This window comes from Streptomyces sp. NPDC003284, from assembly GCF_053589675.1.
In genome coordinates this window covers 46,792-72,803 of sequence record NZ_JBSFSI010000021.1, presented here as the reverse complement: position 1 = coordinate 72,803, position 26,012 = coordinate 46,792, and the positions used below count along the sequence as shown (strand labels likewise).

Sequence of the window (26,012 nt, the reverse complement as noted above, 5' to 3'; positions counted from 1 at the left end):
CGTATGGAAAATGTGGTAAGGTCGTGGAATGGGACATCGCGACGCTCTACTCGAAGGTGCGAAGCAGTGCCTGACTGAAAAAGGCTATGCGCGCACGACCGCCCGTGACATCGTCGCCGCTTCCGGCGCGAACCTCGCCTCCATCGGCTACCACTACGGTTCCAAGGAGGCGCTTCTGAACGAGGCGCTGATCCAGGCGAACGCCGAGTGGGGCGAGGCCCTGGAGAAGTCCATGGTCTACGACGCCGACGCCACCGCCGCGCCGCACGAGCAGTTCGAGGCGATCTGGACCAAGGTGATCGAGCTGTTCTCCGGCCACCGCCGGCTGTGGGCCGCCAACTTCGAGGCGTTCACGCAGATCGAGCACTCGCCGGAGATCCGCGAGGCGCTCGCCAGCGGTCTCCAGGAGGCCCGGTTCGGCATGGGCGAGAGCCTGCTGGCACGGCTGGCGGAGGGGCACGACGAGCGGGCCGTGCGCGCGGTCGGCTCCTTCTTCCAGGCGCTGCTGACCGGCGTCATGGCCCAGTGGCTGATCGACCCGGAATCCGCGCCCACCGGCCAGGACCTTTCCTACGCACTGCTCGCGATCACCGCCGGGCTGCGTGAGAAAGAGATGTCCGAGTGAGCGGACGCACCGGCCGGTGAACGGGCGGAAATCTGGCTGACCCGGCCCCGCCCATTACCGGCGGCCTTTCCCGGACGCCCGACGCCCTTTCCGGCACACCACGCGATGGACCCGAAAGACCTGCGCTCCCCGAAAGACCCGAAAGATTGCAAGTCCCGCAAGACCTGCAAGACCTGAAGGCCCGCAAGCCCCGAAGGACCACCCCTGATTTGTTAGGGGTGGTCCTTTTCCGCGTCCTCCTGCACGCTTTTTCCCAGGACGGTCACCCACCCCATCTCAGCGAAGGAGGGCCGACTGTGGACGGCGAGGAGACGACCCGGACCGCCGAGGCGCCCGAGTTCCCGGCGGAGGCCGAGTACACGGAGGAACTGCTCGTCGAGGAGGTCTCCATCGACGGCATGTGCGGCGTCTACTGACCGGAGGCCCACCCGTGTTCACCCCCGAGCGCCCCTACCGGTGCTCCCCCAGCGTGGCCCTGCGCCCGGAGCCCTTCGGGGCGCTCGCCTACCACTTCGGCACCCGCAGGCTCTGCTTCCTGAAGACCCCCGAACTCGTCACGGTCGTCACCTCGCTCGCCGAACACGCCGATGTGCACGCCGCCCTGGACGCGGCCGGGCTGCCCGCCGGGCAGCGGCCCGGCACCCTGCACGCCCTCGCCGCGCTCGCCGCCGGGGGCGTGATCGAACCGCGCGGCGACGCGGCCGCCGGTCCGGCGCCGCGCTCCGGCGACCTTCTGGAGGAGACAGCGTGAAGCTCGTCGACCACTTCGAGCGCGGCCTCGACGCCCCCATCTGCCTCACCTGGGAGCTGACCTACGCCTGCAACCTGGCGTGTGTGCACTGCCTGTCCTCCTCCGGGCGGCGCGACCCCCGGGAGCTGACCACGGCCGAGTGCAGGGCCGTGATCGACGAGCTGGAACGCATGCAGGTCTTCTACGTCAACATCGGCGGCGGCGAACCCACCGTGCGCCCCGACTTCTGGGAACTCGTCGAGTACGCCACCGCCCACCGGGTCGGGGTGAAGTTCTCCACCAACGGGGTGCGGATCACCCCCGAACGGGCCCGGTGGCTGGCCGCGAGCGACTACGTCGACGTGCAGATCTCGCTGGACGGCGCGGACGCCGCGACCAACGACGCGGTGCGCGGCCCCGGTTCGTTCGACACCGCGATGACGGCGATCCGCAATCTGGCCGACGCCGGGTTCGGCGGCTTCAAGCTCAGCGTGGTCGTCACCCGGCAGAACGCCGGCCAGCTCGACGCCTTCAAGGCCATCGCCGACGCCCACGGCGCCCAGCTGCGGCTGACCCGGCTGCGGCCCTCCGGGCGCGGCGCCGACGTCTGGGACGAGCTGCACCCCACCGCCGGACAGCAGCGCACGCTGTACGAGTGGCTGCTCAAGCACGGCGAGACCGTGCTGACCGGCGACTCCTTCTTCCACCTCAACGCCCTCGGCCCGGCCGCGCTGCCGGGCCTGAACCTGTGCGGGGCGGGCCGGGTGGTGTGCCTGATCGACCCGGTCGGCGACGTGTACGCCTGCCCGTTCGCGATCCACGACACGTTCCTCGCGGGCAATGTGCGCGCCCCGGGCGGATTCACCACCGTGTGGCGCGAGTCCGAGCTGTTCACCGAGCTGCGCTCGCCGCAGTCCGGGGGCGCCTGCACGTCCTGCTCGGCGTACGACGCCTGCCGGGGCGGCTGCATGGCGGCCAAGTTCTTCACCGGGCTGCCGCTGGACGGGCCGGACCCCGAGTGCGTCAAGGGCAACGGGGAACGGGCGCTGGCCGCGGTCGGCGCGGGCGCGGCGCCGCGCCCCTCCGGCGACCACTCGCACCGTACCCGCGCCGCCCGCGGCCCCGTCCCGGTCACCATCGGACGGCGTCCGGCGCACCCCGCGGCCGTGCCGGACCGGGCCTGCGCGACCAGTCCGCTGGCCGGGTTCGGCACCGGCCGTCCGGGGGCGGCGTGACCATGCGCCTGACCGAGCCCGTCACCCTGGGCCCGCGCACCGCCCCCAGCCGGGTGGTGTTCGGGCCGCACGAGACCAACCTCGCCCGCGGCCGGGCCCTTTCGGACCGGCATGTCGCCTACTACGCGCGGCGCGCGGCCGGCGGCGCCGGCCTGATCGTCACCGAGACCGCGAGCGTCCACCCCTCCGACTGGCCCTACGAGCGTGCCCCGCTGGCCGCCGACTGCGGCCCCGGCTGGGCGGCGACCGCGGCGGCCTGCGCCCCGCACGGGGCACTGGTGGTGGCCTCCCTCGGCCACTCCGGATCGCAGGGCTCGTCCGCCTATCACCAGTCGGCGCTGTGGGCGCCGTCCCGGGTCGCCGACGTGGTGAGCCGGGAACTGCCCATGGAACTGGAGGAACCCGAACTCGACGCGCTGCGCGCCGGGTTCGCCGACGCCGCCCGGATCGCCGCCGCGAGCGGCCTGGACGGGGTGGAGATCGAGGCCGGGCAGCACAGCCTGCTGCGCCAGTTCCTGTCCGGGCTGACCAACCAGCGCCAGGACGCCTACGGCACCGACCGCGCGCTGCTGCTGCGCCAGGTGCTCGCCGCCGTACGCGCCGGGATCGGCGCCGGACGGCTGCTGGGCCTCAGGCTGTCCTGCGACGAACTCGCCCCCTGGGCGGGCATCACCCCCGCGCACGCCGAGGAACTGGCCCGCGAACTCGCGCCACTGCTCGACTACTTGGTGGTGGTGCGCGGCTCCGCGATGGCCGTCTCCGCCACCCGCCCCGACTTCCACACCCCGGCCGGATTCAACACCGAGCTGTGCGCGGCCGTGCGCGCGGCGGTGGACGGCCGGGTACCGGTGGTGCTCCAGGGCTCGGTGACCGACCCGGCCCGCGCCGAGGACGCGCTGACCGGCGGGACCGCCGACCTGGTGGAGATGACCCGCGCGCAGATCGCCGCACCGGAGCTGGTCGCGCTGGTGCGCTCCGGGCACCCCGAGCGGGTGCGGCCGTGCGTGCTGTGCAACCAGAAGTGCCGCGTACGGGACAACCGCAATCCGGTGGTCTCGTGCGCCGTGGACCCCCGCAGCGGCCACGAGACCGAGGATCCGCCCGACTTCCCCCGCGGGCGTCCGGTGGCCGGGGCCGCTGCGGAGCGGAGAACGGACGCGCCCGGGAGGCCCGACGACGTGCCTCCCGGGACGTCCGGATCCGGAGAGCCGGACGCGGTGCTCGTGGTCGGCGGCGGCCCCGCCGGTCTGGAGGCCGCCCGGGTGCTGGCCGCGCACGGACGGCGGGTGGAACTCGTGGAGCGCGCCGGACGGCTCGGCGGCATGCTGCGTGTGGCTGGGGAACGCTGGAGCCCGCTGCTGGACTGGCTGGAGGCGGAGGTGCGGCGGCTCGGTGTCACGGTGCGGACCGCGACCGCGGCCGGTGAGGCGCAGCTGACCGGCCGCCGGGTGGTGCTCGCCACCGGCTCCCGGCCCGGCCCGCGCCGCTACGACATCGACGGCGGTACGGTCCTGGAGGCGGCCGACGTACTGGCGGGCCGGGCCGAAGTGCCCGACGGGCCGGTGCTGGTGGACGACCCGGTCGGGGACGCCACCGGGGTCGCGGTCGCCGAACTGCTGGCCGCGCGCGGCACCGCCGTGCTGTTCGTCACCCAGGACCCGGTAGCCGGAACCCAGTTGGCGCTGACCGGGGACCTCGCCGACGCCCACGGACGGCTGGTGCGCGCCGGGGTGACGCTGCTGCGGCGCACCGTGCTGCGCTCGGTGCTCGCCGACGCCGCGCTGGTCGAGGACGTCCTCACCGGTGAGCAGCGCAAGGTGGGCTGCGCGGCGGTGGTGCACTGCGGGCACCGGCTGCCCGACACGGAGCTGAGCGGCCCGGACGGCGCCGTGCACGCGGGCGACCGGGTCGCGCCGCGCACCGTGCACGAAGCGCTGCTGGAGGGCCGCCGGGCGGCGCTCGCGCTGTGCGGGGCGGACGGGGGCGGTGCCCGATGAGCGGTTTCCGGCACCTGTTCTCCCCGCTGCGGCTGGGTCCGCTGACCCTCGCCAACCGGATCGTGTTCTCGGCCCACTTGACCAACTACGCCGAGGACGGCCTGCCCAGCGAGCAGCACGCGGCGTACTACGCGGCGCGCGCGGCCGGCGGCGCGGGGCTGATCATCACCGAGGAGCACTCCACCCACGTCACCGACTGGCCGTACGAGAAGCTGATCCACGGGTTCAGCCCGCGGGTGGTCGCCGGGTACCGGCGCATCACCGAGGCCGTGCACGCGCACGGCACGCCGATCCTCGCCCAGCTCAACCACAACGGCGGCCAGGCGTCCTCGATGTACTCCCGGCTGCCGGTGTGGGCGCCCTCACCGGTGCCCGACCCGCTCTTCCGCGAGGTGCCCAAGGAGGTCACCGTCGCGGAGATCGCCGAGATCGTGGCCGGGTACGCGGCTGTGGCCGCGCACTGCGCCGAGGGCGGCTTCGACGGCGTCGAACTCCAGTGCTCGCACTCCTCGATCGTGCGCGGCTTCCTCTCCCCCGCCACCAATCTGCGCACCGACGCCTACGGCGGCCCGCTGGAGAACCGGGCGCGGCTGCTGCGGGAGATCGTCGACGCGGTGCGCGAGGCCATCGGACCCGGCCGGGTGCTGGGGGTGCGGCTGTGCGGCGACGAACTCATGGACGGCGGCACCGCCATCGCCGAGGCCGTCGAGACGGCCCGGATGGTGGAGGCCACCGGCAAGGCCGACTACATCAACACCTCGATCGGCGTGGCCACTTCGACCCTGTACATGATCGAGGCGTCGATGTCGGTGCCGCCCGGCTACGCCCTGTTCATCTCCAACGCGATCCGCCGCGCGGTACGGCTGCCGGTGATCGGCGTGGGCCGCATCAAGGACCCGGTGCAGGCCGAACGGGCGCTCGCCGAGGGCCACTGCGACCTGGTCGGGGTGGTGCGCGGGCAGATCGCCGACCCGGACTTCGCCGCCAAGGCCCGCGCCGGGCACACCCCGCACATCCGGACCTGCCTGTCCTGCAACCAGGAGTGCGTGGGCCGGATGGGCCTCAACCGCTGGCTGGGCTGCGTGGAGAACCCGCGCGCGGGCCGCGAGGCGGTGCCGCTGCCCGCGCCGGGCCCCCGGCCGCGCCGGATCCTGGTCGTCGGCGGCGGCCCCGCCGGACTCCAGGCCGCCGCGACGGCCGCCGGCCGCGGGCACGCGGTCACCCTCTTCGAGCGTGCCCCGGCCACCGGCGGCCAGGTGGCGACGGCCGCGACCGCGCCCGGCCGCGCCGAGTTCCTCGACGTGGTGCGCAATCTGCTCGCCGAGTGCGTACGGCACGGCGTGGACATCCGCACCGGGACCGAGGCCACGGCCGAGTCGCTGCGCGCCGAGGCGCCCGACGCGGTCGTCCTCGCCACCGGGGCCCGGCCGCAGCCGCCGTACTGGGCGGGCGGCCTGGAGCATGTCGTGGACGTACGGGACGTCCTGGAGGGCCGGGCCGCGCCCGGCGCCGGACAGCGCGTCCTGGTCGTCGACGAACTGGGCTTCCACCAGGCCACGTCGGTGGCGGAGCTGCTGGCCGACCGGGGCTGCCGGGTGCGGATCAGCACGCCCGCGATGGTCGTCGGACAGGACCTCGGCGTCACCCTCGACCTGGAGACGTACAGCGTGCGCGCGCACGGCAAAGGCATCGGACACGCCACCGACCAGGTGGTGACGGGCGCCCGGCCGGGCCCGGAGGGGAGCGGGGCGGTGGAACTGGACATCCTCACCCACACCACGGGCGAGGTGGCGCAGGAGCGGTACGACTGGGTGGTGTGCGCCCTGCACCAGACACCCGAGGACGCCCTCTGGCACGCCCTCAAGGACGCCCCGTTCCCGGTCCACCGGGCGGGCGACTGTCTCACCCCGCGCCGCGCCCACGCGGCCGTCGTCGAGGGCCACCGGGCGGGGGTGGCGCTGTGAGCGGACAGGAGAGCGCCGGTGCGCCCGCCGGGCGCGTCGCCGTCGTCGTCGTACGGGACGGGCAACTGCCCCTGGGCGCGGACGAGTCCGCCGCGGAGGCGGACGGGAACGTCCTGGTCGCCGGGACCGGCGCGCGCGAGGGCGCGCTGCGGCTGGTCGCCGGGCGCCGGATCCGGGCCGCCGAGACCACCACGGCCCCCGCCGCGCTGGCCGCCGCGCTCGCCCCGCTGCTCGCGCCCGCCCACACCGTCGTGCTGCCCGCCTCGCCGGACGGCCGCGACCTCGCGCCGCGCCTGGCCGCCGCGCTGGGCCGCCCGCTGCTCGCCGGGGCGCAGGAGATCCTGGCGCACGGCGCCGACGTACTGCGGCTGGGCGGCAGCGCGCTGGTCGAACTCACCGTGGACGGGCCGTTCGTGGCCACCCTGGAGCCCGGGGTGCGCGGCGCGCTGCCGGTCGCCGAACCCCCCGAGGTGAGCGATCTCGTCCTGCCCGCGCCCTCGCCGTCCGCCGCGAGCGCGGGCCCGGACGCGGTGCACACCGGCGCCCTGGACACCTCGGCCCAGGCCGCCGACCTCGCCGGGGCCCGGCGGCTGCTCGGCGCGGGCGGCGGCCTGCGCGGGCCCGAGGCGGTCGCGCTGCTCGGCGAACTCGGTGCGGCGCTGGACATGGCGGTGGGCGGCACCCGGGTGGTCACGGACGCGGGCTGGCTGGAGTACGCCCGGCAGATCGGCACCACCGGCGTGACCGTCGACCCCGATCTGTACGTCGCCTTCGGGATCTCCGGCGCCCCGCACCACACCGGCGGCCTGGGCGCGCCGCGCCATGTGGTGAGCGTCAACACGGACCCGTACTGCCCGATGACCGCGATGGCGGACCTGGGCGTCGTGGCCGACGCGCCCGCCGTACTCGCCGCGCTGCTACGGAAGGTGCGGGAAGTGAGCGGGGACGGCGAGGAACTCCCGGCGGGGAGCGGGGAGGTGCGCGATGCCGCCTGAGAGGCGCACGGAGGCGAGCGCGGCAGCGCGGACGGAAGGCGACACGGACTTCGACGTGGTCGTCGTCGGCGCGGGCCCGGCCGGGTCGGCCGCCGCGCTGGAGGCGGCCCGCGCCGGACTGCGGGTGGCCCTGCTGGAGCGCGGGCCCTACCCGGGCGCGAAGAACGTGTACGGCGGGGTCGTCTATGGCCGGATCCTGGACGAACTGGTCCCCGGCTGGTGGGAGCACATGCCCGTGCAGCGCTGGGTGACCCGGCGCTCCACGATGGTGCTCACCGGCCACCAGGCGCTCACCGTCGACTTCCGCACCGAGGACTGGGGCCGCCCCCCGTACAACGGTGCCACCGCCTTCCGCTCCGAACTGGACGGCTGGCTCGCCTCGCTCGCCGAGGACGCGGGCGCCGTGCTGGTGCCCGCCACCACCGCGACCGGGCTGCTGCGCGGCCCCGGCGGCCGGGTGAGCGGGGTGCGCACCGACCGGCCCGACGGCGACCTCACCGCGCGGGTGGTCATCGCCTGCGACGGCGTCAACTCCTTCCTCGCCAAGGAGGCGGGCCTGTTCGCGAAGGTGCCGGGCCGGCAGTCCGAGCACACCTCGCTCGGGGTGAAGGAGACGCTGGCGCTGCCGCGCGAGGTCATCGAGGAGCGCTTCGGGGTGAGCGGGCGGCACGGCCAGGACATCGAGATCCTCGGCTGCACCGGCTCCGTGCCCGGCGGCGGGTTCCTCTACACCAACCTGGACTCGGTCAGCGTGGGCGTGGTGCTGTCGCTGACCGGGCTCGCCGCGTCGGGGCGCCGCCCCGAGGAGGTGCTCGCCGGGCTGAAGTCCCACCCGGCCGTCGCCCCGCTGCTGCGCGGCGCCGAACTCAAGGAGTACTCGGCCCACTTGATCCCCGAGGGCGGCTACGACAGCATGCCCGAGCTGGCCGGGGACGGCATCCTCGTCGCCGGGGACGCCGCCGCGATGTGTCTGGCCGCCGGGGTCTGGCTGGAGGGCGTCAACTACGCGTTGGGCGCGGGCATGCACGCCGGGCGGGCCGCCGCCGCGGCGATCGCCGCGGGCGACACCTCCCGGGCCGGGCTCGCCGGTTACCGCGGGCGGCTGGAGGAGTCCTTCGTGCTGGCCGACCATCGCAGGCTGCGCCGGGTGCCGGGACTGGTCTTCTCCGAGCGGATGCAGCAGACGTACCCCGGGCTGCTGTGCGACGTGGCACAGGGGTTCTTCACGGTCGACAACCCGCGTCCCAAGCCGGGCCTGCGCAGGCTGCTGACCGGCGCGGCCCGCCGGCGCGGCCTGCGGCTGCGCCATGTGCTGTCCGACGCGTTCACGGGAACGAGGTCCTTCGGATGAACCGGACGACGACGAGGGCCGGGGCCGCCGCGGCACCGGACGCGGCACCGGCACCTCCTGACGTACCGTCACCGGCGCCGCCGGAGGTGTCCTTCGAGGACCGGATGGCCACGGTCGAGTTCCGGGTCGCCGAGCAGGCGCACATCACCGTCGACACCGATGTGTGCCGCTCCTGCGAGGTCCGCACCTGTGTGCACGCCTGCCCGGCCGCCCTGTTCGTGCCCACCGGCGACGGCGGGATCCTCTTCAACTACGAGCAGTGCTTCGAGTGCGGCACCTGCTACCAGGTGTGCGACGCACCCGGCGCGATCACCTGGACCTACCCCGAGGGCGGCCACGGTGTCGCCTTCCGGCAGGGGTGAGCGCCGTGCTGGTGGTGGCCGCGCTGCGCAGCGCCGATCCGCGCGCCCTGGCGCACCCGTTGACCGGTACGGTCCCCAGCGCGCCGTACGCGGCCGGGGCGGGCCCCGCCGACCGGTGCGCCCTGGAGCACGCGCTGCGGCTGGCCGAGCGGCTCGGCGGCCGCTGCGTCGCGGTGACCGTGGGGCCGCAGGGCGCCGAGGAGATGCTGCGCGAGGCGCTGGCCGCCGGTGCCGACGAGGCGCTGCGGATCCAGGGCCCGGACGGGGACGAGGCGGCCACGGCGCACACCCTGCTCGCCGGGCTCGCCGCGGCGGGCCTGCCCGCGCCCGACGTGGTGGTCTGCGGCGACCGCTCGGTGGACCGCGGCACGGGCGCCACACCGGCCCACCTCGCGGCCCGGCTGGGCGCGGCCCAGGCGCTCGGACTGCTGGAACTGGCCGCGGGGGAAGGGGAGTCGGAGGGCCGGGCCGAGGCTGCGGCGGGCGGCGGCACGGGATCGGCAGAGGACGTAGAGACAGGGGATGTAGAGGCAGGGGACGTAGAGACGACGGCCGGAAAGACGGCGGCCGGAAAGGCGGCGGCCGGGGCGCGTCCGGAGGCCGTGCGTCTGGAATCCGTGCGTCTGCGGGCCGTGCGGCGGCTGGACGGGGGCCGGGCGGAGCGGCTGGAGGTGCCGCTGCCCGCCGTGTGCTCGGTGGAGCCGGGTTCGGCGCGGCCGCGCCGGGCGCCGCTCGGCGCCGCCCTGGCCGCGCGGCGGGCCGCGATCCCCGTGGTGCGGGTGACCGGCACGGACGGCGCGGGCGGCGCGGGCACGGTGCGCGCGGGCCGGGTGCGCCCCTACCGGCCGCGGGCCAAGGCGCTGCCGGCCCCCGAGGGCAGCACCCGCAAGCGGCTGCTGGCCCTGACCGGCGCCCTGGCCCCGCAGCGGACCCCGCCCCGGGTGGTGACGCCCGCCACCCCGGAGGAGGCCGCCGAGCTGCTGCTCGCGCACCTTCGGGAGCACGGCGTGGCGGCGAAGCCCGCCTGACGGACCGCCGGTGCGAGAGGAGGACCCCCGGACCATGAACACGGACTGCCGGACCACGGACACGGACACGGAAGCGGAAGCGGAAGCGGACAGGGCCGAGGAAGCCGGGCGGCGCACCGCCGTCGTCACCGGCGCGGCGCGCGGCATCGGCGCGGCCGTGGCGGACCGGCTGGCCGCGGACGGCTGGCTGGTGGTGGCCGTGGACATCTGCCGGGACCTGCCCGGCGTCGGCTACCCGCTGGGCACCGACAAGGAACTCGACGCGCTCGCCGAGCGGCATCCGGGCGCCGTGCTGCCGGTGGTGGCCGACGTCCGCGACCGGGCGGCCCTCCAGGATGCGGTGGACCTCGCCTACCGGCACGGCGGCGGACGGCTGGACGCCGCCGTGGCCGCGGCGGCGGTGATGGCGGGCGGCCGGCCGCTGTGGGAGACCACCGACGACGAGTGGGACGCCCTGTTCGAGACGGGGGTGCGCGGCGTGGCCAACCTGGCGCGGGCCGCCGTACCCCGGATGCTGGCCGGGCCCGCGCCGCGCACGGGCCGGTTCGTGGCGCTCGCCTCGGCTGCGGCGCACCACGGCCTGTGGCACCTGGCCGGGTACAACGCGGCCAAGCACGCGGTGGTGGGGCTGATCCGGGGCCTGGCCGCCGATCTGCGCGGCACCGGCGTCACCGCGACCGCCGTCTCCCCCGGCTCCACCCGCACCCCGATGCTGCGCGCCAGCGCCGATCTCTACGGCCTCGCGGACACCGACGAGTTCGCCCGGCACCAGTTGCTCGAACGCCTGCTGGAACCGGAGGAGGTCGCCGCCGCCGTGTGCTGGCTGTGCGGCCCCGACGCGTCCGCCCTGACCGGTACGGTCGTCCACGCCGACGGAGGTTTCACGCCGTGAGTTCCGTACCCGCACGCCCCACGCCCGCGGCGCCGCCCGCCGCGCCGGAGACGGCCGCCACCGCCGTGCCGCTGCGCCTGGACCCCGATCCCTCCCTCAGCAGACTGTCCGGCGGCCGGACCCTGCTCGGCGGCGCCCCCTACCGGGTGCTGCGGCTGTCCGCCGCCGGGGCCCGGCTGGTGGACGGCTGGCTCGCCGGGGAGCCGGTCCCCGCCCGGCCGGGGCAACGGCGGCTGGCGGACCGCCTGATCACGGCCGGACTGGTCCATCCCCGTTACGTGGCGGGCCCGTTCACTGCGACGGACGTGACCCCGGTGGTGCCGGTCCGCGACCGTCCGGAGGTGAACAGCACCCTGTCGGCGCTGCGTTCGCCGGGCGGTCCGGCCGCGGCGGTGGTCGTGGACGACGGTTCGCGGGTGCCGCTGCCCGGCGCGGCGGTGCGCCACCCGGTCTCCCGGGGTCCGGCCGCCGCCCGCAACAGCGGCTGGCGGCTGGCCGGTACGGAACTGGTGGCGTTCCTGGACGCCGACGTGGTGCCCGAACCGGGCTGGCTGGAGGCGCTGTTGCCGCACTTCGCCGACCCCCGGGTGGCCGCGGTGGCGCCCCGGGTGCGCAGCAGGCCCGGCGGCAGTGTGCTGGAACGCTACGAGCGGGAGCGCTCACCGCTCGACCTGGGCCCGCTGCCCGCCGTGGTCCGGCCCGGCAGCCGGGTCAGCTACGTCCCGACGGCCGCGCTGGTCGTCCGGGTCTCGGCGCTGCGTGCACTGGACGGCTTCGACGAGTCGTTGCGCTACGGCGAGGACGTGGACCTGGTGTGGCGGCTGGCCGCGCGGGACCTGCTGGTGCGCTACGAGCCGGGCTCCGAGGTCCGGCACGCGCCGCGCGGACGCTGGTCGGCGTGGGCGCGGCAGCGCTTCGACTACGGCACCTCGGCGGCGCCGCTCGCGCTGCGGCACGGCCCGGCGGCGGCGCCGGTACGGGTGTCGCCGTGGACGCTGGCCTGCTGGGGAGCCGTCGCGGCCGGGCGCCCCGCCGCCGCCGCGGGCACCGCGCTGATCACCGCCGCGCTGCTGCCGCGCAAGCTGCACGGGGTGGGGGTGCCCGCGCAGGAGTCGGTGGCGCTGGCGCTGCGCGGCCACTGGGGCGCGGGCCGGATGTTCGCCGACGCGGTCACCCGCTCCTGGTGGCCGGTGGCGGTGCCCGCGCTGGCCGCGTCCCGGCACGGACGGCTGCTGCTGGCCGCCGCCTGGGGGCGCCATGTGACCGACTGGCGGGCGGCCCGTCCCGGGGTGCCGCTGCCCGGCTGGGTGGCCGCCCGGATCGCCGACGACCTGGCCTACGGCGCCGGTGTCTGGTGGGGCGCGCTGCGCCACCGCACCCTGGCGCCGCTGCTGCCGGACCCGTCGCCCTGGCCGGGACGGGACGGGGTGCGGCAGGCGTGAACGGACCGCGCAGGCTCTCCGGGGCGACCTGGCCCGAGGTGGCGGCGGTCGCCGCCGACCGCGTACTCGTCGTACCCGTCGGCTCGACCGAACAGCACGGCCCGCACCTGCCGTTCACCGTGGACACGGACATCGCGCTGGCACTGGCCGAGCGGCTGGCGGCGGTCCGGGAGTGGGTGGTGCTGGCACCGCCGGTCCACTACGGCTCCAGCGGTGAACACGCGGGCTTCCCCGGCACGTTGTCCATCGGCCAGGCGGCGACCGAACTGCTGCTCACCGAACTGGGCCGCTCCGCCGACGCGTTCGCCGGCGTGGCATTCGTCTCGGGGCACGGCGGCAACGCCGTGCCGATACGGCGCGCGGTCGGGCGGCTGCGGAGCGAGGGGCGCCGGGCGTTCTTCTGGGAGCCCTCCGGCGACCCGGCCGACAGCCACGCGGGCCGCGACGAGACCTCGGCCATGCTGGCACTGCGCCCCGGCGCCGTGCGCCGTGACCGCGCCGAGCCCGGCGACACCCGCCCGCTGCCGTCCCTCCTGCCCGCGCTGCGCCGCGGCGGCCTCCGCGCCGTCACCCCCAACGGCGTCCTCGGCGACCCCACCGGCGCCCGCGCCGACCACGGCCGACGCCGCCTCGACTCCTGGACCGCCGACCTCCTCACGGCCAGCACCCGCTGGCACCCCTGCTGCTCCCCGGCCCCGACGGCCCGCACCGCCCCACCGACCCCCCGCACCCCAGCCCCGCCGCCCCCCACCGCCACCCGCACCGCACTCCGGACAGCCCCCGCCCCCACCCGCACCGCACGCCCGACCACCGCCTCCACCACACGCACCACCCCACCCACCGCACGCAGAGGCCCCCGGCCCACCTGACCGCACAGCGGCCGGCGCGCGGTCAGACCTCGGCCTTCGCGGCGCGCGACATCAAGGCGTCCATGACGTCCTGGGGATCCCGGCCCTCGTGGATCATCCCGGTCACGGCCCGGGTGATCGGCAGCTCCACGCCGTGGCGCTCTCCGAGCGTGCTCACCGCCTTGCAGGACGCCACGCCTTCAGCGGTCTCCTCGGCCAGAGCGCGCGTCTCCTCAAGTGTCATCCCGGAGCCGATGCGGCGGCCGAAGGAGTAGTTCCTCGACAGGGCCGAGGCGCAGGTGGCCACCAGGTCCCCCATTCCCGCCAGTCCGGCGAAGGTGAGGGGGTCGGCGCCCATGGCGACGCCGAGCCGGGTGACCTCGGCGAGTCCGCGGGTGATGAGCGACGCTTTCGTGTTGTCCCCGAGGCACATGCCGTCGCAGACACCGGCGGCCAGGGCGATCACGTTCTTCACGGCGCCGCCCAGCTCGCAGCCGATGACGTCGGTGTTCGTGTAGCAGCGGAAGGTGCTGGTGTGGCAGGCGGCCTGGATCCGGGCCGCCGTGCTCTCGTCGGCACAGGCGATGACACTCGCCGCCGGCTTCCGGAGCATGACCTCGCGCGCCAGGTTGGGGCCGGACAGGACGGCGATCCGGTCGGGCGACGCACCGGTCGTCTCGGCGATGACCTCGCTCATCAGCTTCGTGGTGGCCAGCTCGACGCCCTTCATCAGCGACAGGAACACGGTCCGCGGCCCCCACGACTCGCGCCACTCCTCCAGCAGCGGCCGCACGTGCTGCGCGGACACCGCGAGGACCACGATCTCCGCACCGCGGGCGGCCTCGGCCGGGTCCGCCGTCGCCCGCACGGCCTCCGGGAGATACGCCGCGCCCCGTACGTAGTCGGGATTGCGGCGGGTCTCGTTGATCGCGTCCACCACGCTCTGCCGACGCCCCCACAACGTGACCTCGCACCCGGCGTCGGCGAGAACGAGCGAGAACGCGGTCCCCCAACTCCCGGCACCGTAGACGGCGATACGACAGCTCATGCAGCACTCTCCTTGCTTCGGTGCTTCGGTGTTCCAGGGCGCGACGGATGCCGGGCTCTCCCCACGGCGGGGTCAGGCGCTGGGACGCCTCAATGTAACGACGACGGCCAGACGCTGGGCGAGGAACGGTGTGCGTGCCTCGGCCTCGGCGAGCATGCCCTCCGCCTGCTCGTGGCCGAGCTCTTGGCGCAACTCGTCCTCGTACTCGATCCACAGCTCGAACAGGCGTCGCCACATGCCCGGCTCATGCGGCCGTTCCTGCTCCGCTTCAAGGAGAAGGCCGGCCTCTTCGGCCTGCCTCGCCCACGGCGCCAGGGACGGTGCCACCCGGGAACGGTTGGACGTGACGACCGCGCGACCACCCGGCTTGAGGACGCGCCGGACCTCCCGGAGGGTTCCTGACCGGTCGCGTCCGCTGCCCAGAGCATCCACGCAGATCAGCCCGTGCGCGTACGCGTCGGGCAGCCCGGTCGCCGCCCGCGACCCCACTTTGAAGGCCGCTCGCTCCTGGGGCAGGGAGAAGTCCTGCACGCTGTCGGTGGCCAGCTTCGCGGCCTCGCCGGACACGTCGATGCCGGTCACGCAGACGCTGAACGCACGGGCCAGCCACAGGCCGACGCCGCCCGTTCCGCACCCCAGATCGACCAGCCTGTCCCCCCGGCTCATCCGCAGCGCGCCGATCATCGTGCCGAGGAGCGGCCAGTCGGCGGAGCTGGAGGCGTCCAGTTCGGCCGGGTAGGCATCGCCCATGGCGCGGGCGGACAGCCTGCTGGTGATCGTGCTGCGCGCGCGGGCGGCGTGCATCGCGCCGAACGCCGCTGCGTACGCCTGTTCCGACTCGGTGAGGACCGGATCAGCCACGGCGGCCCCCGGGGCGGGGGATCGAGCGGGTGATGCGCATCTCCAGTCCGGGGGCGACGACCTTCACCGCGGCGTAGGCGGGCGAGTCGTGCAGTGTGAACGCCACGGGCTCGTACCCGGTGACGGCGCCCACAGTGAAGGCGATGCTGCCCAGATGTCCGGCCAGATCCTTGTCCTCCGGTTCAAAGGGGTGCGCGACGGGCCAGGCCCTGACCGGCAGTTCGGCGAGGGCGGGCCTCTCCGGGCTGGCGGCGAACGCGTTCTCGTGCGAGTCGAGATCGTCCCGCGTTCCCGCGATGCAGGTCAGCCGGGATTGCGCGGCTTCGGTGGGCGCGCGCGACAGCGCGATGCCCGGCCGGAAGTGGCAGCCCGATCCGGCGAAGACGATCGGGTAGTCCTCCGACCAGATGTAGGCCGCGCACACCGGCAGGCCGAAGACGTTGCCCACCCACGCGATCTCCAGCCACATGCCGACGCCGAGGAACGTGTCGATCAGGTTCCGGCAGTACGGATCGGTCACCGTCGCCGGGTCGACCAGCGTCCTGTCCCGGCCGCCGTCGGCGTAGTCCTCGTGCAGGGCATGACGCTCCACGGTCTCCAGCAGTGCGTGCAACTCGGCCTCCGTCGGCGTGTTCCCGCAGGCGAGTCCGTTGCTCGTGACGTGGAAGATCTCCGGCTCGCTGACGGGCCGCAGCTCCCGGCGTACGACGTCGGCCGGGACGAGGACCGGCTCTCCGGAGACCAGGCCACGGCCGGTGACCCAGTCGAGAGGCACGTCGGCGAGCGAGGGATGGTCGATCTTCACGGGCAGCTCATACAGCGGATACGGAACGTCCAGACGGCGGTGCGGGCTGCGGACGTCCGGGGTCAGCGGCTGCTCGGCGTGCCACAGTTCGGCGGCCTCCAGCACCGCCGAGATCTTCGCGAGGGTGTCGGTGGCGCCCTTGCCCTGCGAGGTCACCAGCGTGTGAGCGGAGTGCCGTACAGCCGTCCAGACGGGAATGCCCAGGTGGCCCAGGCCGGTGAGCCGGGCGACGCGGCTGATGCCGAACCGGCCGATCTCGGGCTTCAGCGCCTCCCAGGTGTCCTCGGGAGCGCGGGCGCGCACCGTGCCGGTCAAGGTGATGGAGGTCAACGTCGAGCCGCCTTCTGGTCCTTGAGGAAGCCGAGTACGAACGGGCGCGCCGCCTCGACGGCTTCGCGGGCGCCGTGCAGGCCGCGGTGCTCCGCCGCCTCGTCAAGGTCATCCGGGCTGACGCGCCACACCTGCGCGAGCATCTGCCGCACCACGTCCTCCTTGATCGCCTCGGGGAAGAATCCGCGGTGCGCCTTGCAGGCCGCCTCGTTGACGTTTCCGTAGCGGGCGACGTCGGCGCGGTCGGCCTCGGTCTCGTGCGCCAGCAGACGCGCGGCCATCGCCTCGTCGGTCAGGTCGGCGTGCGGGTTGATCACCGCGCACGCCACAGACCGGGGCAGACCGATCGTGCCGAGGGCGCGCAGGTAGGCCCACCAGAGCCGTGGGAAGTCGGGATCGAAGATCTGCTGGTAGGTGACCCGCCGCAGGGTCGGGAGCCGGCCGGACTCGGTGTCCTGCGTTGCGAAGGCGTTCGCCCACTGCCGGTAGCAGCGCGTGGACCACGTCAGACCCTCCACCGGCCGGCAGGGCTGCTCGGCCAGCTTGCAGGCCACCCGCACGGCCTGCAAGGCGTCGTCGCGTTTCACGTCCCCGAAGTGCGTGTCGTCGGCCACCTGTGCGGCCAGCCACTCGGCGAAGACGGACAGCTTCTCGCGCCTGCTGACACGCAACACCGCCTCCAGCGACCGGTGGGGGTAGTAGACCTCGGCCAGCGTGCCGATCAGCCGGTCCCCTTCCTGCACGGTGAGGAGGCCGGTTCGCTCGGCGTGGGCGACCACCTGGCGCACCCGCACGAGCGGCCACGTGCACGCGCTCAGATCGCCGTCCGTGGACTGAGCGACGGCCACCTCGTCGTCGCCGTCGAGCAGCCCGCTCATGTAGGCGCGCCAGACCGAGCCGACGCCGAGCATCCCCACGTCGGCCAGCTCGGCGGCGCGCAGCGCGCCGATGCTCCCGGCGCCGCCCAGCTGGTGCAGGCCGACGAGGACACCGTCCGGGACGTCATCCACCGGTTCAACGAGATCGGCCTGGCCTGCCTGGACCCTCGATGGGCGGGAGGCCGTTCCCGCCTGCTCAAGCCTGACGACGAAGAGTTCGTCGTGGCGACGGCCATCACCAGACCGGCCAAGCTCGGCCAGCCCTTCACCCGCTGGTCGCTGCGCAAGCTGGTCGCCTACCTGCGCAAAGTCCACGGCCGGATCATCCGCATCGGCCGCGAAGCATTACGTTGCCTGCTCGCCCGCCGGGGCATCACCTTCCAGCGCACCAAGACGTGGAAGGAATCTCCGGACCCCGCGCGTGACACCAAACTGGACCGGATCGAGGGGGTCCTGGACCGTTTCCCGGACCGGGTCTTCGCCTTCGACGAGTTCGGCCCGCTCGGCATCCGCCCCACCGCGGGCTCGGGCTGGGCCGAACAGGGTCGTCCCGACCGGCTGCCCGCCACCTGTCACCGCACCCACGGAGTGCGCTACTTCCATGGCTGCTACTCGGTCGGCGACAACACCCTGTGGGGCGTCAACTGCCGCAGAAAGGGCGCCGCCAACACGCTCACCGCGCTGAAGTCGATCCGTGCCGCCCGCCCGGACGGCACACCGATCTACGTGATCCTGGACAACCTGTCCGCCCACAAGGGCGCCGACATCCGCCGCTGGGCCAAGAACAACAAGGTCGAGCTGTGCTTCACCCCGGCCTACGCCTCATGGGCCAACCCGATCGAAGCCCACTTCAGACCGCTGCGGCAGTTCACCATCGCCAACTCCCACCACCCCCACCACACCGTGCAGACCCGGGCCCTGCACGCCTGCCTGCGCTGGCGCAACGCCAATGCCCGCCACCACGATGTCCTGGCCGCCGAACGCAAAGAACGCGCCCGCGTCCGAAGCGAAAGGGGCATCCGGTGGGGCGGACGCCCTCTCATTGTTGCGGCCTGACGACCCGACGAACCTCACTCGGTCACAGGACTATCCGGTGTAAGGGTTGCCGCCGAGCCAGGTGGTGCCGTCGATGAGTTCGCGTGCCGCGTCCAAGTGGCCACAATGGCAGGCGACTTCGGTGAGCACATGGATCACGATGTGCCGCACGTCAGGCAGCCGCCAGGTCGGCCAGATCTCCACGGGCCACGCGGCGGGCTCCTGCTCCAGGCTGGCAGCGGCGAGTACCGCGTCCGCGCGGGCGATGGCTGCCCGATAGGCGGAGAAGACCTCGCCGCTGGTCATCCCCTCGGGTACGTACCAGTGCGCCTCCGCCCCTGCCGCGAGTTGCCCAGCCACATCCGGCTCGCCCGCGATCACCCCGGGGAACCAGAAGCGTTCGACATCCAGGGTGAGGTGGCGCAGCAAGGCCAGGCAGCTCCAACCGCTAGGCAACACCGGCCGCCGCAGATCATCCTCCGAGAGCCCTTCGAGGATCCCGAGGACGTGCGCGCGCTGGTGGTCCAGGGCACCCTTGAGCGCGTCGAGTTCGGCGTTCACCCGCCGCGCTTGTCCTCCGACGCCTGCCGTACTCGTCATCCGCCCGCCTCCGTCAACCGCAGAACATGAACCCGACTTCGGCCCGGACGCTACACCGGGGATACGACAACGCTTCGCTGGAGACGTACCACGTGCCGCCGGTTGGACGGCGATCAAGGACTGCCCCAGCAACCCGGCGAACCTTCGCGGTCACAGCACTAGCAGTCAGGAGCCGGAAGGCCAGGTAACTGAGCCTCATCAGCTACCACTTGACAGTCCCAAGGTCTGCTTTCGATATACGGCCTAGTTCGGAGAGACGTTCTCCGAGATCCACTTGAGGCACCGGGAGGCTCCGTCGATCGGGACGGCGATGACCTCCGGGCTGTCCCATGGGTGGTTCTCAAGGATGTACCGCTCAAGTTCCGGATACCGTTCCCTGGTCGTGGTGAGCAACAGCCGCCATTCCTCGCCCTCACCGAACTCGCCCAGGTGCCGGAACACCGAGGTGACGGGCCCGATGATCTGGGAGCCGGCTGCCAGACGCCCTTGGACGGCTCCCCGGGCAAGATCGACGGCGTTCCGGCGTTCCGGCGTGGCGGTGGAGACCTGCACATGCTCAGTCATGGTGGGAGGGTAGCGAGCCGACCGCAGCCGAGCCTACGGCCGAATGCCCCATGAACCTCGGCCGCTCCCGCCCCCCTCCTCCTCCCCCCCGCCCCCGCCGCCACCCGAAGCGATCGTTTCCGGTCGCCCGGCCCTGCATGGCGGTTTCCCGGCGGCTCCTGGGACACAATCTGCGTGAGTGTTCCGGGTCCGTCCACGGGAGAGACATCGTGCGCGAAGAAGCCAGCCCCGACGCCCTGCGCGACCGGCGCGTCCTCATCTCCGGAGCGAGCGTCGCGGGGCCGGCCCTCGCGCACTGGCTGGCCGCCCACGGCTGCGCCGTGACGATCGTGGAGAAGGCACCGGCGCTGCGCCGGGGCGGCTTCGCGGTGGACTTCCGGGGAGCGGCCCACCGGGAGGTCCTGCGCAGGATGGGGCTGTGGGACGCGGTCCGCGAGCGGCAGACGCACATGGGCACCCAGCACTTCATCGGCCCCGACGGTCGGGAACAGGCCAGCCTGCCGCCGGAGTTCATGAGCGGCGACGTGGAGATCTTCCGCGGCGACCTCTCGGAGATCTTCCACGAGCACACCAAGGACCGCGTCGAGTACGTCTTCGGCGACTCGTTGGCCACCCTGGAGCAGACCCCCGACGAGGTGCACGTCACCTTCGAGCGGGGCGCGCCGCGCACCTTCGACCTGGTGGTGGGCGCCGACGGGCTGCACTCCACCGTGCGGCGCCTGGTCTTCGGCGACGAGGCACGCCATCTGCGCTTCCTGAACCACTACGTGGCGGTCTACGACGCCCCCAACCACCTGGGCCTGGACCGCACGGCGCGCTGGTTCAACGCGCCGGGCCGGGCGGTGGGGCTCGCGCACTACGGCGGCGACCCGGCGAAGGCCCTGGTGACCATGGTGTTCGCCGAGCAGGATCCCGGGTACGCCCGACTGGGGCCCGAGCGGCAGCGGGAGATCCTGCGCGAGCGGTACGCGGGGCTCGGCTGGGAGGTGCCGCGGGCACTGAAGGCGCTGGAGGAGACCGAGGACCTCTACTTCGACGCGATGGCACAGGTCCGCCTTGACCGGTTCTCCGAGGGCCGGGTCGTGCTGCTGGGCGACGCCGGGTACGGGGCGACGATGGGCGGCCTCGGGACCGGGCTCGCCCTGGTGTGCGCGTATGTGCTCGCCGGGGAGCTGGCCACCCGGCCCGGTCACCGCGCGGCGTTCGCGGCGTACGAGGAGCAGATCCGGGCGTACGCGCTGGGCTGCCAGAAGAACGCCGACAGCGCGGGTCCGATGCTCGCGCCCGCCACCGACCGGCGGATCCGGCTGCGGAACCTGACCTACCGGGTGCTGCAACTGGGGCCGCTGTCGGCGCTGTTCTCCAGGCTGTCGGTGCGGGCGGCGGAGGCGATCGAGCTGAAGGACTATCCGCTGCCGGTGTCCGGCGCCCGGTCGAGCGGCGTTCGAGACTGAATCCGGCATCAATCGAGGCTGAGTACAGAATTAGTACTGCGCGGCCTTCGGACACCGCGGCGAACCCCTCAAGGACTCCTCGAATCGACTCCCCCTCTCCGGATTGCACCAGCCTTGTCCGGTACCTCTAGGGGGAGTTAGGGGTTTGACCGCTGCCGCACCCCCCATACCGTGGCCAACGAGCTAATCGGCGAAAGCGGATTTCGGCGAACCGAGCCACAACTCAAAGCGGGGTGCGACGTTGGTCAGCCACTCGTATTCGTCACTGAAAGAATCCGAAGCGCATGACGGGCGGGCCGCCCGGAGCAGACTCGTGCACGGTCTCCTCGACGAGGCCGTGGACGAGGTGCCGCACGCCCCCGCGGTCCGGGACGCCGCGGGCGGCTGGAGCTACCGCGAACTGGCCGCGTACAGCGAGGCGTTCGCGGCCTGGCTGCACGCCCGCGGGGTGCGCCGCGGCGACCGCGTCGTGCTCCAGCTGCCCACCACCCGGCAGTTGGCGGCCATGTTCTACGGCGCGTCCCGGGCCGGTGCGGTCTTCGTCCCGCTGAACCCGGCGATGAAGATGTTCCATCTGCGCCAGGTCGTCGCCAACGCCGAACCGGTGCTGGTCATCGGCGACGCGGCCAGCGGGGACGGTCTCGCGGAGATCGCCGGGTCGGTCCGGCTCTTCGAGGAGCTGTGGCCCGAGGTGGAGGAGCTGCGCGAGCGCGGCGCACGGGCGGACGGCGGGCAGGAGGCCCGGCCGGACGACGTGGCCACCCTGATCTACACCTCCGGGTCGACGGCCGCGCCCAAGGCGGTGATCTGCCCGCACGCCCAGGTGACCTTCGCGACCCGGGCGCTGACCGAGGGCCTCGGCTACCGCCCGGACGACGTGGTCTTCTGCCGTTTCCCGATGTCCTGGGACTACGGCCTGTACAAGGTCCTGATGACGTGTGTCGCGCGCTGCGAGGTCGTCCTCGCCGACCGCGACTCCGATCTGCTGCTGCTGCGCCGGATGCGGGAGACGGGCGCCACGGTCGTCCCGCTGGTGCCCTCGCTGGCCTCGATGATCGTCACCCTGGCCGAGCGCGAGGACGGACCGCAGGCGCCGGTGCGGATGTTCACCAACACCGGTGCGGCGCTGCCGCAGGCCACCATCGACGCGCTGCGCCGGCACTTCCCCGGTGTGCGGGTGGTGCGCCAGTACGGGCAGACGGAGGCCAAGCGGATCACCGTCATGCCGCCCGGGGAGGACACCGAGCGCCCCGGCGCCGTCGGACTGCCGCTGCCCGGCACCCGGGTGCTGATCCTGGACGCGGACGGCCGCCCGGTGCCCGTCGGCGAGGTCGGCGAGATCGTCGCCGTGGGCCCGCACGTGATGCCCGGCTACTGGAAGAACCCCGAGGTCAGCGCGAAGACCTTCCGCACCGACCCGGAGAGCGGCGAACGCCGGCTGCACACCGGCGACTACGGGCGGCTCGACGAGGACGGCTATCTGTACTTCGAGGGCCGCCGCGACGACATGTTCAAGCGCAAGGGCTTCCGGATGAGCACCCTGGAGATCGAGGGCGCCGCCATGGACGTGCCCGGCGTGCGGGCGGCGGCCGTGCTGCCGCCGAGCGACACCCACGACCTGGCGCTGTTCGTGGAGAGCGACCTGCCGCCGCGCACCGTCCTCAAGGAGCTGACCCAGCGGCTCGAACCCGCCAAGGTGCCGGCGATCTGCCGGGTGCTCAGCGACTTCCCGCTCACCCAGCACGGCAAGAACGCACGCAAGGAGCTGGCCCTGATGCTCGACGGGAGCGGCAAATGACCCAGTCCACGGACCCCACCGAGCTGGCCCGCCGGTTCGGCACCCCCTTGTACGTGTACGACCTGGACCGCGCGCGGGCGGCCCGGCGCGACCTGTTCTCCTGGCTGCCCGAGGGCTTCGAGGTGTTCTACGCCTTCAAGGCCAACCCGCACGTGGACCTGGTGCGCGCACTGCGCGGCGGCGACGGCGACGGGCCGGGGTGCCGGGCCGAGATCAGCTCCACCGGCGAGCTGGAGGCGGCGCTCGAAGCCGGCTACCAGGGCTCGGAGATCCTCTACACCGGGCCCGGCAAGACGCCCGGCGAGCTGTCCGAGGCGGTCGGCCGGGGCGTGCAGACCTTCTCCGCCGAGTCGCTGAGCGATCTGCGGCACATCGGCGAGGCGGCCCTCGCGCACCGTACGGTGGTCGACTGCCTGCTGCGCATCAACAGCGCCACGGCCAGCGCCACCACCAGCATCCGGATGACGGGCGCGCCCACCCAGTTCGGCATCGACAGCGAGACCGTCGCCGAACTCGCCCCGGAACTCAGGTCGGTGGCCGGTACCCGGCTGGCCGGGCTGCATCTGTTCTCGCAGTCCAACGCCAAGGACGAGGACGCCCTGATCGGCGAGCTGACGCACACCCTGGGGGTGGCCGCCGCCATCCAGGACGATCTGGGGGTGCCGCTGCGGCTGCTGGACATCGGCGGCGGCTTCTCCGTGCCGTACGCGCAGCACGGCGGCCGGGACAGCTATCCCAAGCTGCGCACCGAGCTGGAGGCGGCGCTCGACGTGCACTTCCCGTCCTGGCGGGAGGGCACCCCGCGGCTCGCGGTGGAGTCCGGCCGCTATCTGGCCGGGGACTGCGGCACGCTGGTCACCCGGGTCAGCAATGTGAAGGTGAGCCGGGGCAAGAAGTTCGTGATCGCCGACGCGGGCATCAACACCTTCGGCGGCATGTCGGGGCTGGGCCGGCTGATGCCGGTCACCGTGCATGTGCCCGTGGACGGCGGGACGGAGAAGGCGAGCCTGGTCGGCCCGCTGTGCACCCCGGGCGACGTCCTGGGCCGCCAGATCGAGCTGCCCGCCGACGTGCGCGACGGCGACCTGCTCGCCATCCCCAACACCGGTGCGTACGGGCCGACGTCGAGCCTGCTGATGTTCCTGGGCCGCCCGGCGCCGGTCGAGGTCGCGGTGTCCGGCGGCGAGGTGGTCTCCGCCACCCGGATCGCGCATGTGCGCACGCCGGTGGAGAACGGAGGCCGCAGGTGAGCCGCCCGCTGCTGCCCGAGGAGAGCGGCAGCAAGGACGCCGAGCGGTCCAAGGGCACCGTCATCGTCACCTCGGTGGCCTCCGACTCGCACACCTGGAACCTGGTGTTCCTGCAACTGCTCATCGAGGAGTGCGGGTACACGGTCGTCAACCTCGGTCCGTGTGTGCCCGACGACCTGCTGGTCAGCGAGTGCCACGCCCTGGAGCCGGACATGGTGGTCGTCAGCAGCGTCAACGGGCACGGCTACCAGGACGGCATGCGGGTGATAGGCCAGCTCAGGGCGCTGGCCCCGCTGGCCGCCACACCCGTCGTGATCGGCGGCAAGCTGGGCACCGACGACGCCGAGGCGGCCGTACGCGCCAAGGAACTGACCGCCGCCGGGTTCGACGCCGTCTTCGAGGACGGCCAGGACCCGGTCGGCGCGTTCCGCGGCTTCCTGACCACGCTTCCGGCGCCCGAGCGCAGCCTCGACAAGGCCGGCCGGGTGGCCCTGTGAGCGGCCGCCGCCCCTTCCGGCAGCGCCGGTCGCCCGCCGTGCCCGCGCCCGTGGACTTCGGCGCGTTCGTGCGCGCGGCGGGCGCCGACGGGCGGCTGGTCGTCCAGCCCCGGATGGGTTTCGGCGATCCGGGGCTGATGCGGGAGGGACTGGTCGCCGCCAAGGGGGCGGACGCCACCACGGTCGGCACGCTCACCCTGGACAGCTACACCCGGGTCGGGGAGCTGGCCGCCGTGGAGGAGGCGCTGCGCGAGGGCATCAAGCTGAACGGCTACCCGGTCGTCAACCACCCGCCCGCCACCACCGAGGCGGTGCTCGCGGGTGTCCGCGACGCCACCTTCCCGGTGCAGGTCAGGCATGGTTCGGCGACGCCCGTCGACATCTTCTGGGCGCTGCTGCGGCTGCGGCTGAACGCGACGGAGGGCGGTCCGGTCTCGTACTGCCTGCCCTACGGGCGTACGCCGCTGGCCGACGGGGTGAAGAACTGGGAGGCCTGCTGCGAGCTGTACACGCGGCTGCGGGACACCGGTGTCGAACCGCATCTGGAGACGTTCGGCGGCTGCATGATGGGGCAGTTGTGCCCGCCCTCGCAGCTGGTGGCGATCAGTTTCCTGGAGGCGATGTTCTTCGCCCAGCACGGCATCCGGTCGCTGTCGCTGAGCTACGCCCAGCAGACCGACATGGGCCAGGACCGGGAGGCGGTGGGCGCGCTGCGCCGGCTCTGCCAGGAGCTGCTGCCCACGGACAACTGGCATGTGGTCATCTACGCGTACATGGGTGTGTACCCGGAGACGTACCGGGGCGCGCACCGGCTGCTGGGCCGGGCCGCCGAGCTGGCGGTGACCACGGGCGCGCACCGGCTGATCGTGAAGACGGTCGCCGAGGCCCGCCGTATCCCGACGATCGCGGAGAACGTGCTCGCCCTGGAGTACGCCGACGCGGTGGCCCGGCGCACCGCCCCCGAGCGTCCGGGGGCGCCCGACGTCCTCGGGGACTCGCCGACGTACGCGGAGGCGCGGGCGCTGGTCGACGCGGTGCTGGGGCTCGACGACGACCTGGGGCGGGCGCTGCTGGCCGCGTTCCGGCTCGGCTATCTGGATGTGCCCTATTGCGTCCATCCGGACAACGCGGGCCGGGCGCGCAGTTATATCGGCCCGGACGGGCGGATGCGCTGGGCGGACATCGGACGGCTGCCGCTGCGCGGAATAGCGGAACAGGGCACGGCGAGGAAGATCACGTCGGCGGATCTCCTCAAGGATCTCTTCCATGTCCGGCAGCGGTACGACGAAGCGGCGCTGGAGATCACCGAAGGCGCCGGGGCGGAACTCCTGCCGGGTTAGTGGCACCGGTAGGGGTGGATAGGGGTGTGGCCGTTTCGCGGCCCGACCTAGAGTCACAAATCCGGGACCTTTTCTCGGGTTGT

Annotated in this window: 24 protein-coding genes and 1 pseudogene; 19 read left to right on the top strand and 6 right to left on the bottom strand. The window is 73.7% G+C overall.

Annotated elements, in window-relative coordinates:
- Nucleotides 1-28: 28 nt before the first annotated feature.
- The 13 genes from ACWDYF_RS31455 (at nucleotide 29) to mftE (ending at nucleotide 13,490) form a co-directional block, all read left to right on the top strand.
- Nucleotides 29-625, top strand: coding sequence for a TetR/AcrR family transcriptional regulator (locus ACWDYF_RS31455; protein WP_018568359.1), 597 nt, complete (start codon nucleotides 29-31; stop codon nucleotides 623-625).
- A 296-nt stretch (nucleotides 626-921) separates the two neighbouring features.
- The gene (gene mftA / locus ACWDYF_RS31450; protein ID WP_018568358.1) at nucleotides 922-1,041 is read left to right on the top strand and encodes a mycofactocin precursor MftA; all 120 of its coding nucleotides are present in this window, start codon (nucleotides 922-924) and stop codon (nucleotides 1,039-1,041) included.
- 14 nt (nucleotides 1,042-1,055) lie between these two features.
- Nucleotides 1,056-1,376 (top strand): mycofactocin biosynthesis chaperone MftB, encoded by a 321-nt coding sequence (mftB, locus tag ACWDYF_RS31445; RefSeq protein ID WP_389471205.1) that lies wholly within the window; start codon nucleotides 1,056-1,058, stop codon nucleotides 1,374-1,376.
- Nucleotides 1,373-2,590, top strand: coding sequence for a mycofactocin radical SAM maturase (gene mftC / locus ACWDYF_RS31440; RefSeq protein WP_389471208.1), 1,218 nt, complete (start codon nucleotides 1,373-1,375; stop codon nucleotides 2,588-2,590). The genes mftB and mftC overlap by 4 nt, the downstream gene beginning before the upstream one ends.
- 2 nt (nucleotides 2,591-2,592) lie before the next feature.
- Nucleotides 2,593-4,587 carry an oxidoreductase gene (locus tag ACWDYF_RS31435; protein WP_389471326.1) on the top strand — a complete coding sequence of 665 codons (1,995 nt, stop codon included), beginning with the start codon at nucleotides 2,593-2,595 and terminating at the stop codon, nucleotides 4,585-4,587.
- Complete coding sequence (locus ACWDYF_RS31430; protein WP_389471211.1) at nucleotides 4,584-6,551, top strand: mycofactocin system FadH/OYE family oxidoreductase 2; 1,968 nt, start codon at nucleotides 4,584-4,586, stop codon at nucleotides 6,549-6,551. Before ACWDYF_RS31435 ends, ACWDYF_RS31430 begins: the two co-directional genes overlap by 4 nt.
- A complete protein-coding gene (locus ACWDYF_RS31425; RefSeq protein WP_389471213.1) occupies nucleotides 6,548-7,546 on the top strand; it encodes a mycofactocin-associated electron transfer flavoprotein alpha subunit in 999 nt (332 codons plus the stop codon). The genes ACWDYF_RS31430 and ACWDYF_RS31425 overlap by 4 nt, the downstream gene beginning before the upstream one ends.
- Nucleotides 7,536-8,897, top strand: coding sequence for an FAD-dependent oxidoreductase (locus ACWDYF_RS31420; protein WP_018568352.1), 1,362 nt, complete (start codon nucleotides 7,536-7,538; stop codon nucleotides 8,895-8,897). The genes ACWDYF_RS31425 and ACWDYF_RS31420 overlap by 11 nt, the downstream gene beginning before the upstream one ends.
- Nucleotides 8,894-9,259, top strand: coding sequence for a ferredoxin family protein (locus ACWDYF_RS31415; RefSeq protein WP_389471215.1), 366 nt, complete (start codon nucleotides 8,894-8,896; stop codon nucleotides 9,257-9,259). Before ACWDYF_RS31420 ends, ACWDYF_RS31415 begins: the two co-directional genes overlap by 4 nt.
- The gene (locus ACWDYF_RS31410) at nucleotides 9,256-10,287 is read left to right on the top strand and encodes a mycofactocin-associated electron transfer flavoprotein beta subunit (protein ID WP_389471218.1); all 1,032 of its coding nucleotides are present in this window, start codon (nucleotides 9,256-9,258) and stop codon (nucleotides 10,285-10,287) included. Before ACWDYF_RS31415 ends, ACWDYF_RS31410 begins: the two co-directional genes overlap by 4 nt.
- Nucleotides 10,288-10,321: 34 nt before the next feature.
- A complete protein-coding gene (locus tag ACWDYF_RS31405; protein WP_389471221.1) occupies nucleotides 10,322-11,179 on the top strand; it encodes a mycofactocin-coupled SDR family oxidoreductase in 858 nt (285 codons plus the stop codon).
- Nucleotides 11,176-12,621, top strand: a complete 1,446-nt coding sequence (gene mftF, locus ACWDYF_RS31400) for a mycofactocin biosynthesis glycosyltransferase MftF (protein ID WP_389471224.1) — start codon at nucleotides 11,176-11,178, stop codon at nucleotides 12,619-12,621. Before ACWDYF_RS31405 ends, mftF begins: the two co-directional genes overlap by 4 nt.
- Entirely contained in the window at nucleotides 12,618-13,490 is an 873-nt protein-coding gene (gene mftE, locus ACWDYF_RS31395; protein WP_389471227.1) for a mycofactocin biosynthesis peptidyl-dipeptidase MftE, read from the top strand. The genes mftF and mftE overlap by 4 nt, the downstream gene beginning before the upstream one ends.
- A gap of 22 nt (nucleotides 13,491-13,512) precedes the next feature.
- Here the strand turns inward: mftE and ACWDYF_RS31390 are convergent, their stop codons facing one another.
- The 4 genes from ACWDYF_RS31390 to ACWDYF_RS31375 all read right to left on the bottom strand — a co-directional run bounded on the left by ACWDYF_RS31390 (nucleotide 13,513) and on the right by ACWDYF_RS31375 (nucleotide 17,523).
- Nucleotides 13,513-14,517: an NAD(P)H-dependent glycerol-3-phosphate dehydrogenase gene (locus ACWDYF_RS31390; protein WP_389471230.1), complete on the bottom strand. Its 1,005-nt coding sequence runs from the start codon at nucleotides 14,515-14,517 to the stop codon at nucleotides 13,513-13,515.
- A gap of 72 nt (nucleotides 14,518-14,589) precedes the next feature.
- On the bottom strand, nucleotides 14,590-15,378 hold the full coding sequence (locus ACWDYF_RS31385; protein ID WP_389471233.1) for a class I SAM-dependent methyltransferase: 789 nt from the start codon (nucleotides 15,376-15,378) through the stop codon (nucleotides 14,590-14,592).
- The gene (locus ACWDYF_RS31380; RefSeq protein ID WP_389471236.1) at nucleotides 15,371-16,513 is read right to left on the bottom strand and encodes a YcaO-like family protein; all 1,143 of its coding nucleotides are present in this window, start codon (nucleotides 16,511-16,513) and stop codon (nucleotides 15,371-15,373) included. Before ACWDYF_RS31380 ends, ACWDYF_RS31385 begins: the two co-directional genes overlap by 8 nt.
- Nucleotides 16,510-17,523: a TfuA-like protein gene (locus ACWDYF_RS31375; RefSeq protein ID WP_389471239.1), complete on the bottom strand. Its 1,014-nt coding sequence runs from the start codon at nucleotides 17,521-17,523 to the stop codon at nucleotides 16,510-16,512. The genes ACWDYF_RS31380 and ACWDYF_RS31375 overlap by 4 nt, the downstream gene beginning before the upstream one ends.
- Between ACWDYF_RS31375 and ACWDYF_RS31370 the strand changes: the two are divergent.
- Nucleotides 17,467-18,447, top strand: a pseudogene (locus tag ACWDYF_RS31370) (IS630 family transposase); the annotation flags it as partial. The gene ACWDYF_RS31375 and the pseudogene ACWDYF_RS31370 overlap by 57 nt on opposite strands.
- A gap of 30 nt (nucleotides 18,448-18,477) precedes the next feature.
- Here ACWDYF_RS31370 and ACWDYF_RS31365 read toward each other — a convergent pair.
- Both ACWDYF_RS31365 and cutA read right to left on the bottom strand, forming a co-directional pair.
- Nucleotides 18,478-18,987: a DinB family protein gene (locus ACWDYF_RS31365; protein WP_389471242.1), complete on the bottom strand. Its 510-nt coding sequence runs from the start codon at nucleotides 18,985-18,987 to the stop codon at nucleotides 18,478-18,480.
- A 282-nt stretch (nucleotides 18,988-19,269) separates the two neighbouring features.
- Complete coding sequence (gene cutA, locus ACWDYF_RS31360) at nucleotides 19,270-19,590, bottom strand: divalent-cation tolerance protein CutA (RefSeq protein WP_389471245.1); 321 nt, start codon at nucleotides 19,588-19,590, stop codon at nucleotides 19,270-19,272.
- 209 nt (nucleotides 19,591-19,799) lie between these two features.
- On the opposite strand from cutA, the gene ACWDYF_RS31355 reads away from it, so the two are divergent.
- The 5 genes from ACWDYF_RS31355 to ACWDYF_RS31335 all read left to right on the top strand — a co-directional run bounded on the left by ACWDYF_RS31355 (nucleotide 19,800) and on the right by ACWDYF_RS31335 (nucleotide 25,929).
- Nucleotides 19,800-21,044 carry an FAD-dependent monooxygenase gene (locus ACWDYF_RS31355; protein ID WP_389471250.1) on the top strand — a complete coding sequence of 415 codons (1,245 nt, stop codon included), beginning with the start codon at nucleotides 19,800-19,802 and terminating at the stop codon, nucleotides 21,042-21,044.
- A gap of 313 nt (nucleotides 21,045-21,357) precedes the next feature.
- On the top strand, nucleotides 21,358-22,842 hold the full coding sequence (locus tag ACWDYF_RS31350) for an AMP-binding protein (protein WP_389471254.1): 1,485 nt from the start codon (nucleotides 21,358-21,360) through the stop codon (nucleotides 22,840-22,842).
- Nucleotides 22,839-24,092, top strand: coding sequence for a type III PLP-dependent enzyme domain-containing protein (locus ACWDYF_RS31345; RefSeq protein WP_389471257.1), 1,254 nt, complete (start codon nucleotides 22,839-22,841; stop codon nucleotides 24,090-24,092). The genes ACWDYF_RS31350 and ACWDYF_RS31345 overlap by 4 nt, the downstream gene beginning before the upstream one ends.
- A complete protein-coding gene (locus ACWDYF_RS31340) occupies nucleotides 24,089-24,589 on the top strand; it encodes a cobalamin B12-binding domain-containing protein (protein ID WP_018568331.1) in 501 nt (166 codons plus the stop codon). The genes ACWDYF_RS31345 and ACWDYF_RS31340 overlap by 4 nt, the downstream gene beginning before the upstream one ends.
- Entirely contained in the window at nucleotides 24,586-25,929 is a 1,344-nt protein-coding gene (locus ACWDYF_RS31335; protein WP_389471261.1) for a methylaspartate mutase, read from the top strand. The genes ACWDYF_RS31340 and ACWDYF_RS31335 overlap by 4 nt, the downstream gene beginning before the upstream one ends.
- The last annotated feature ends 83 nt before the right edge of the window (nucleotides 25,930-26,012 follow it).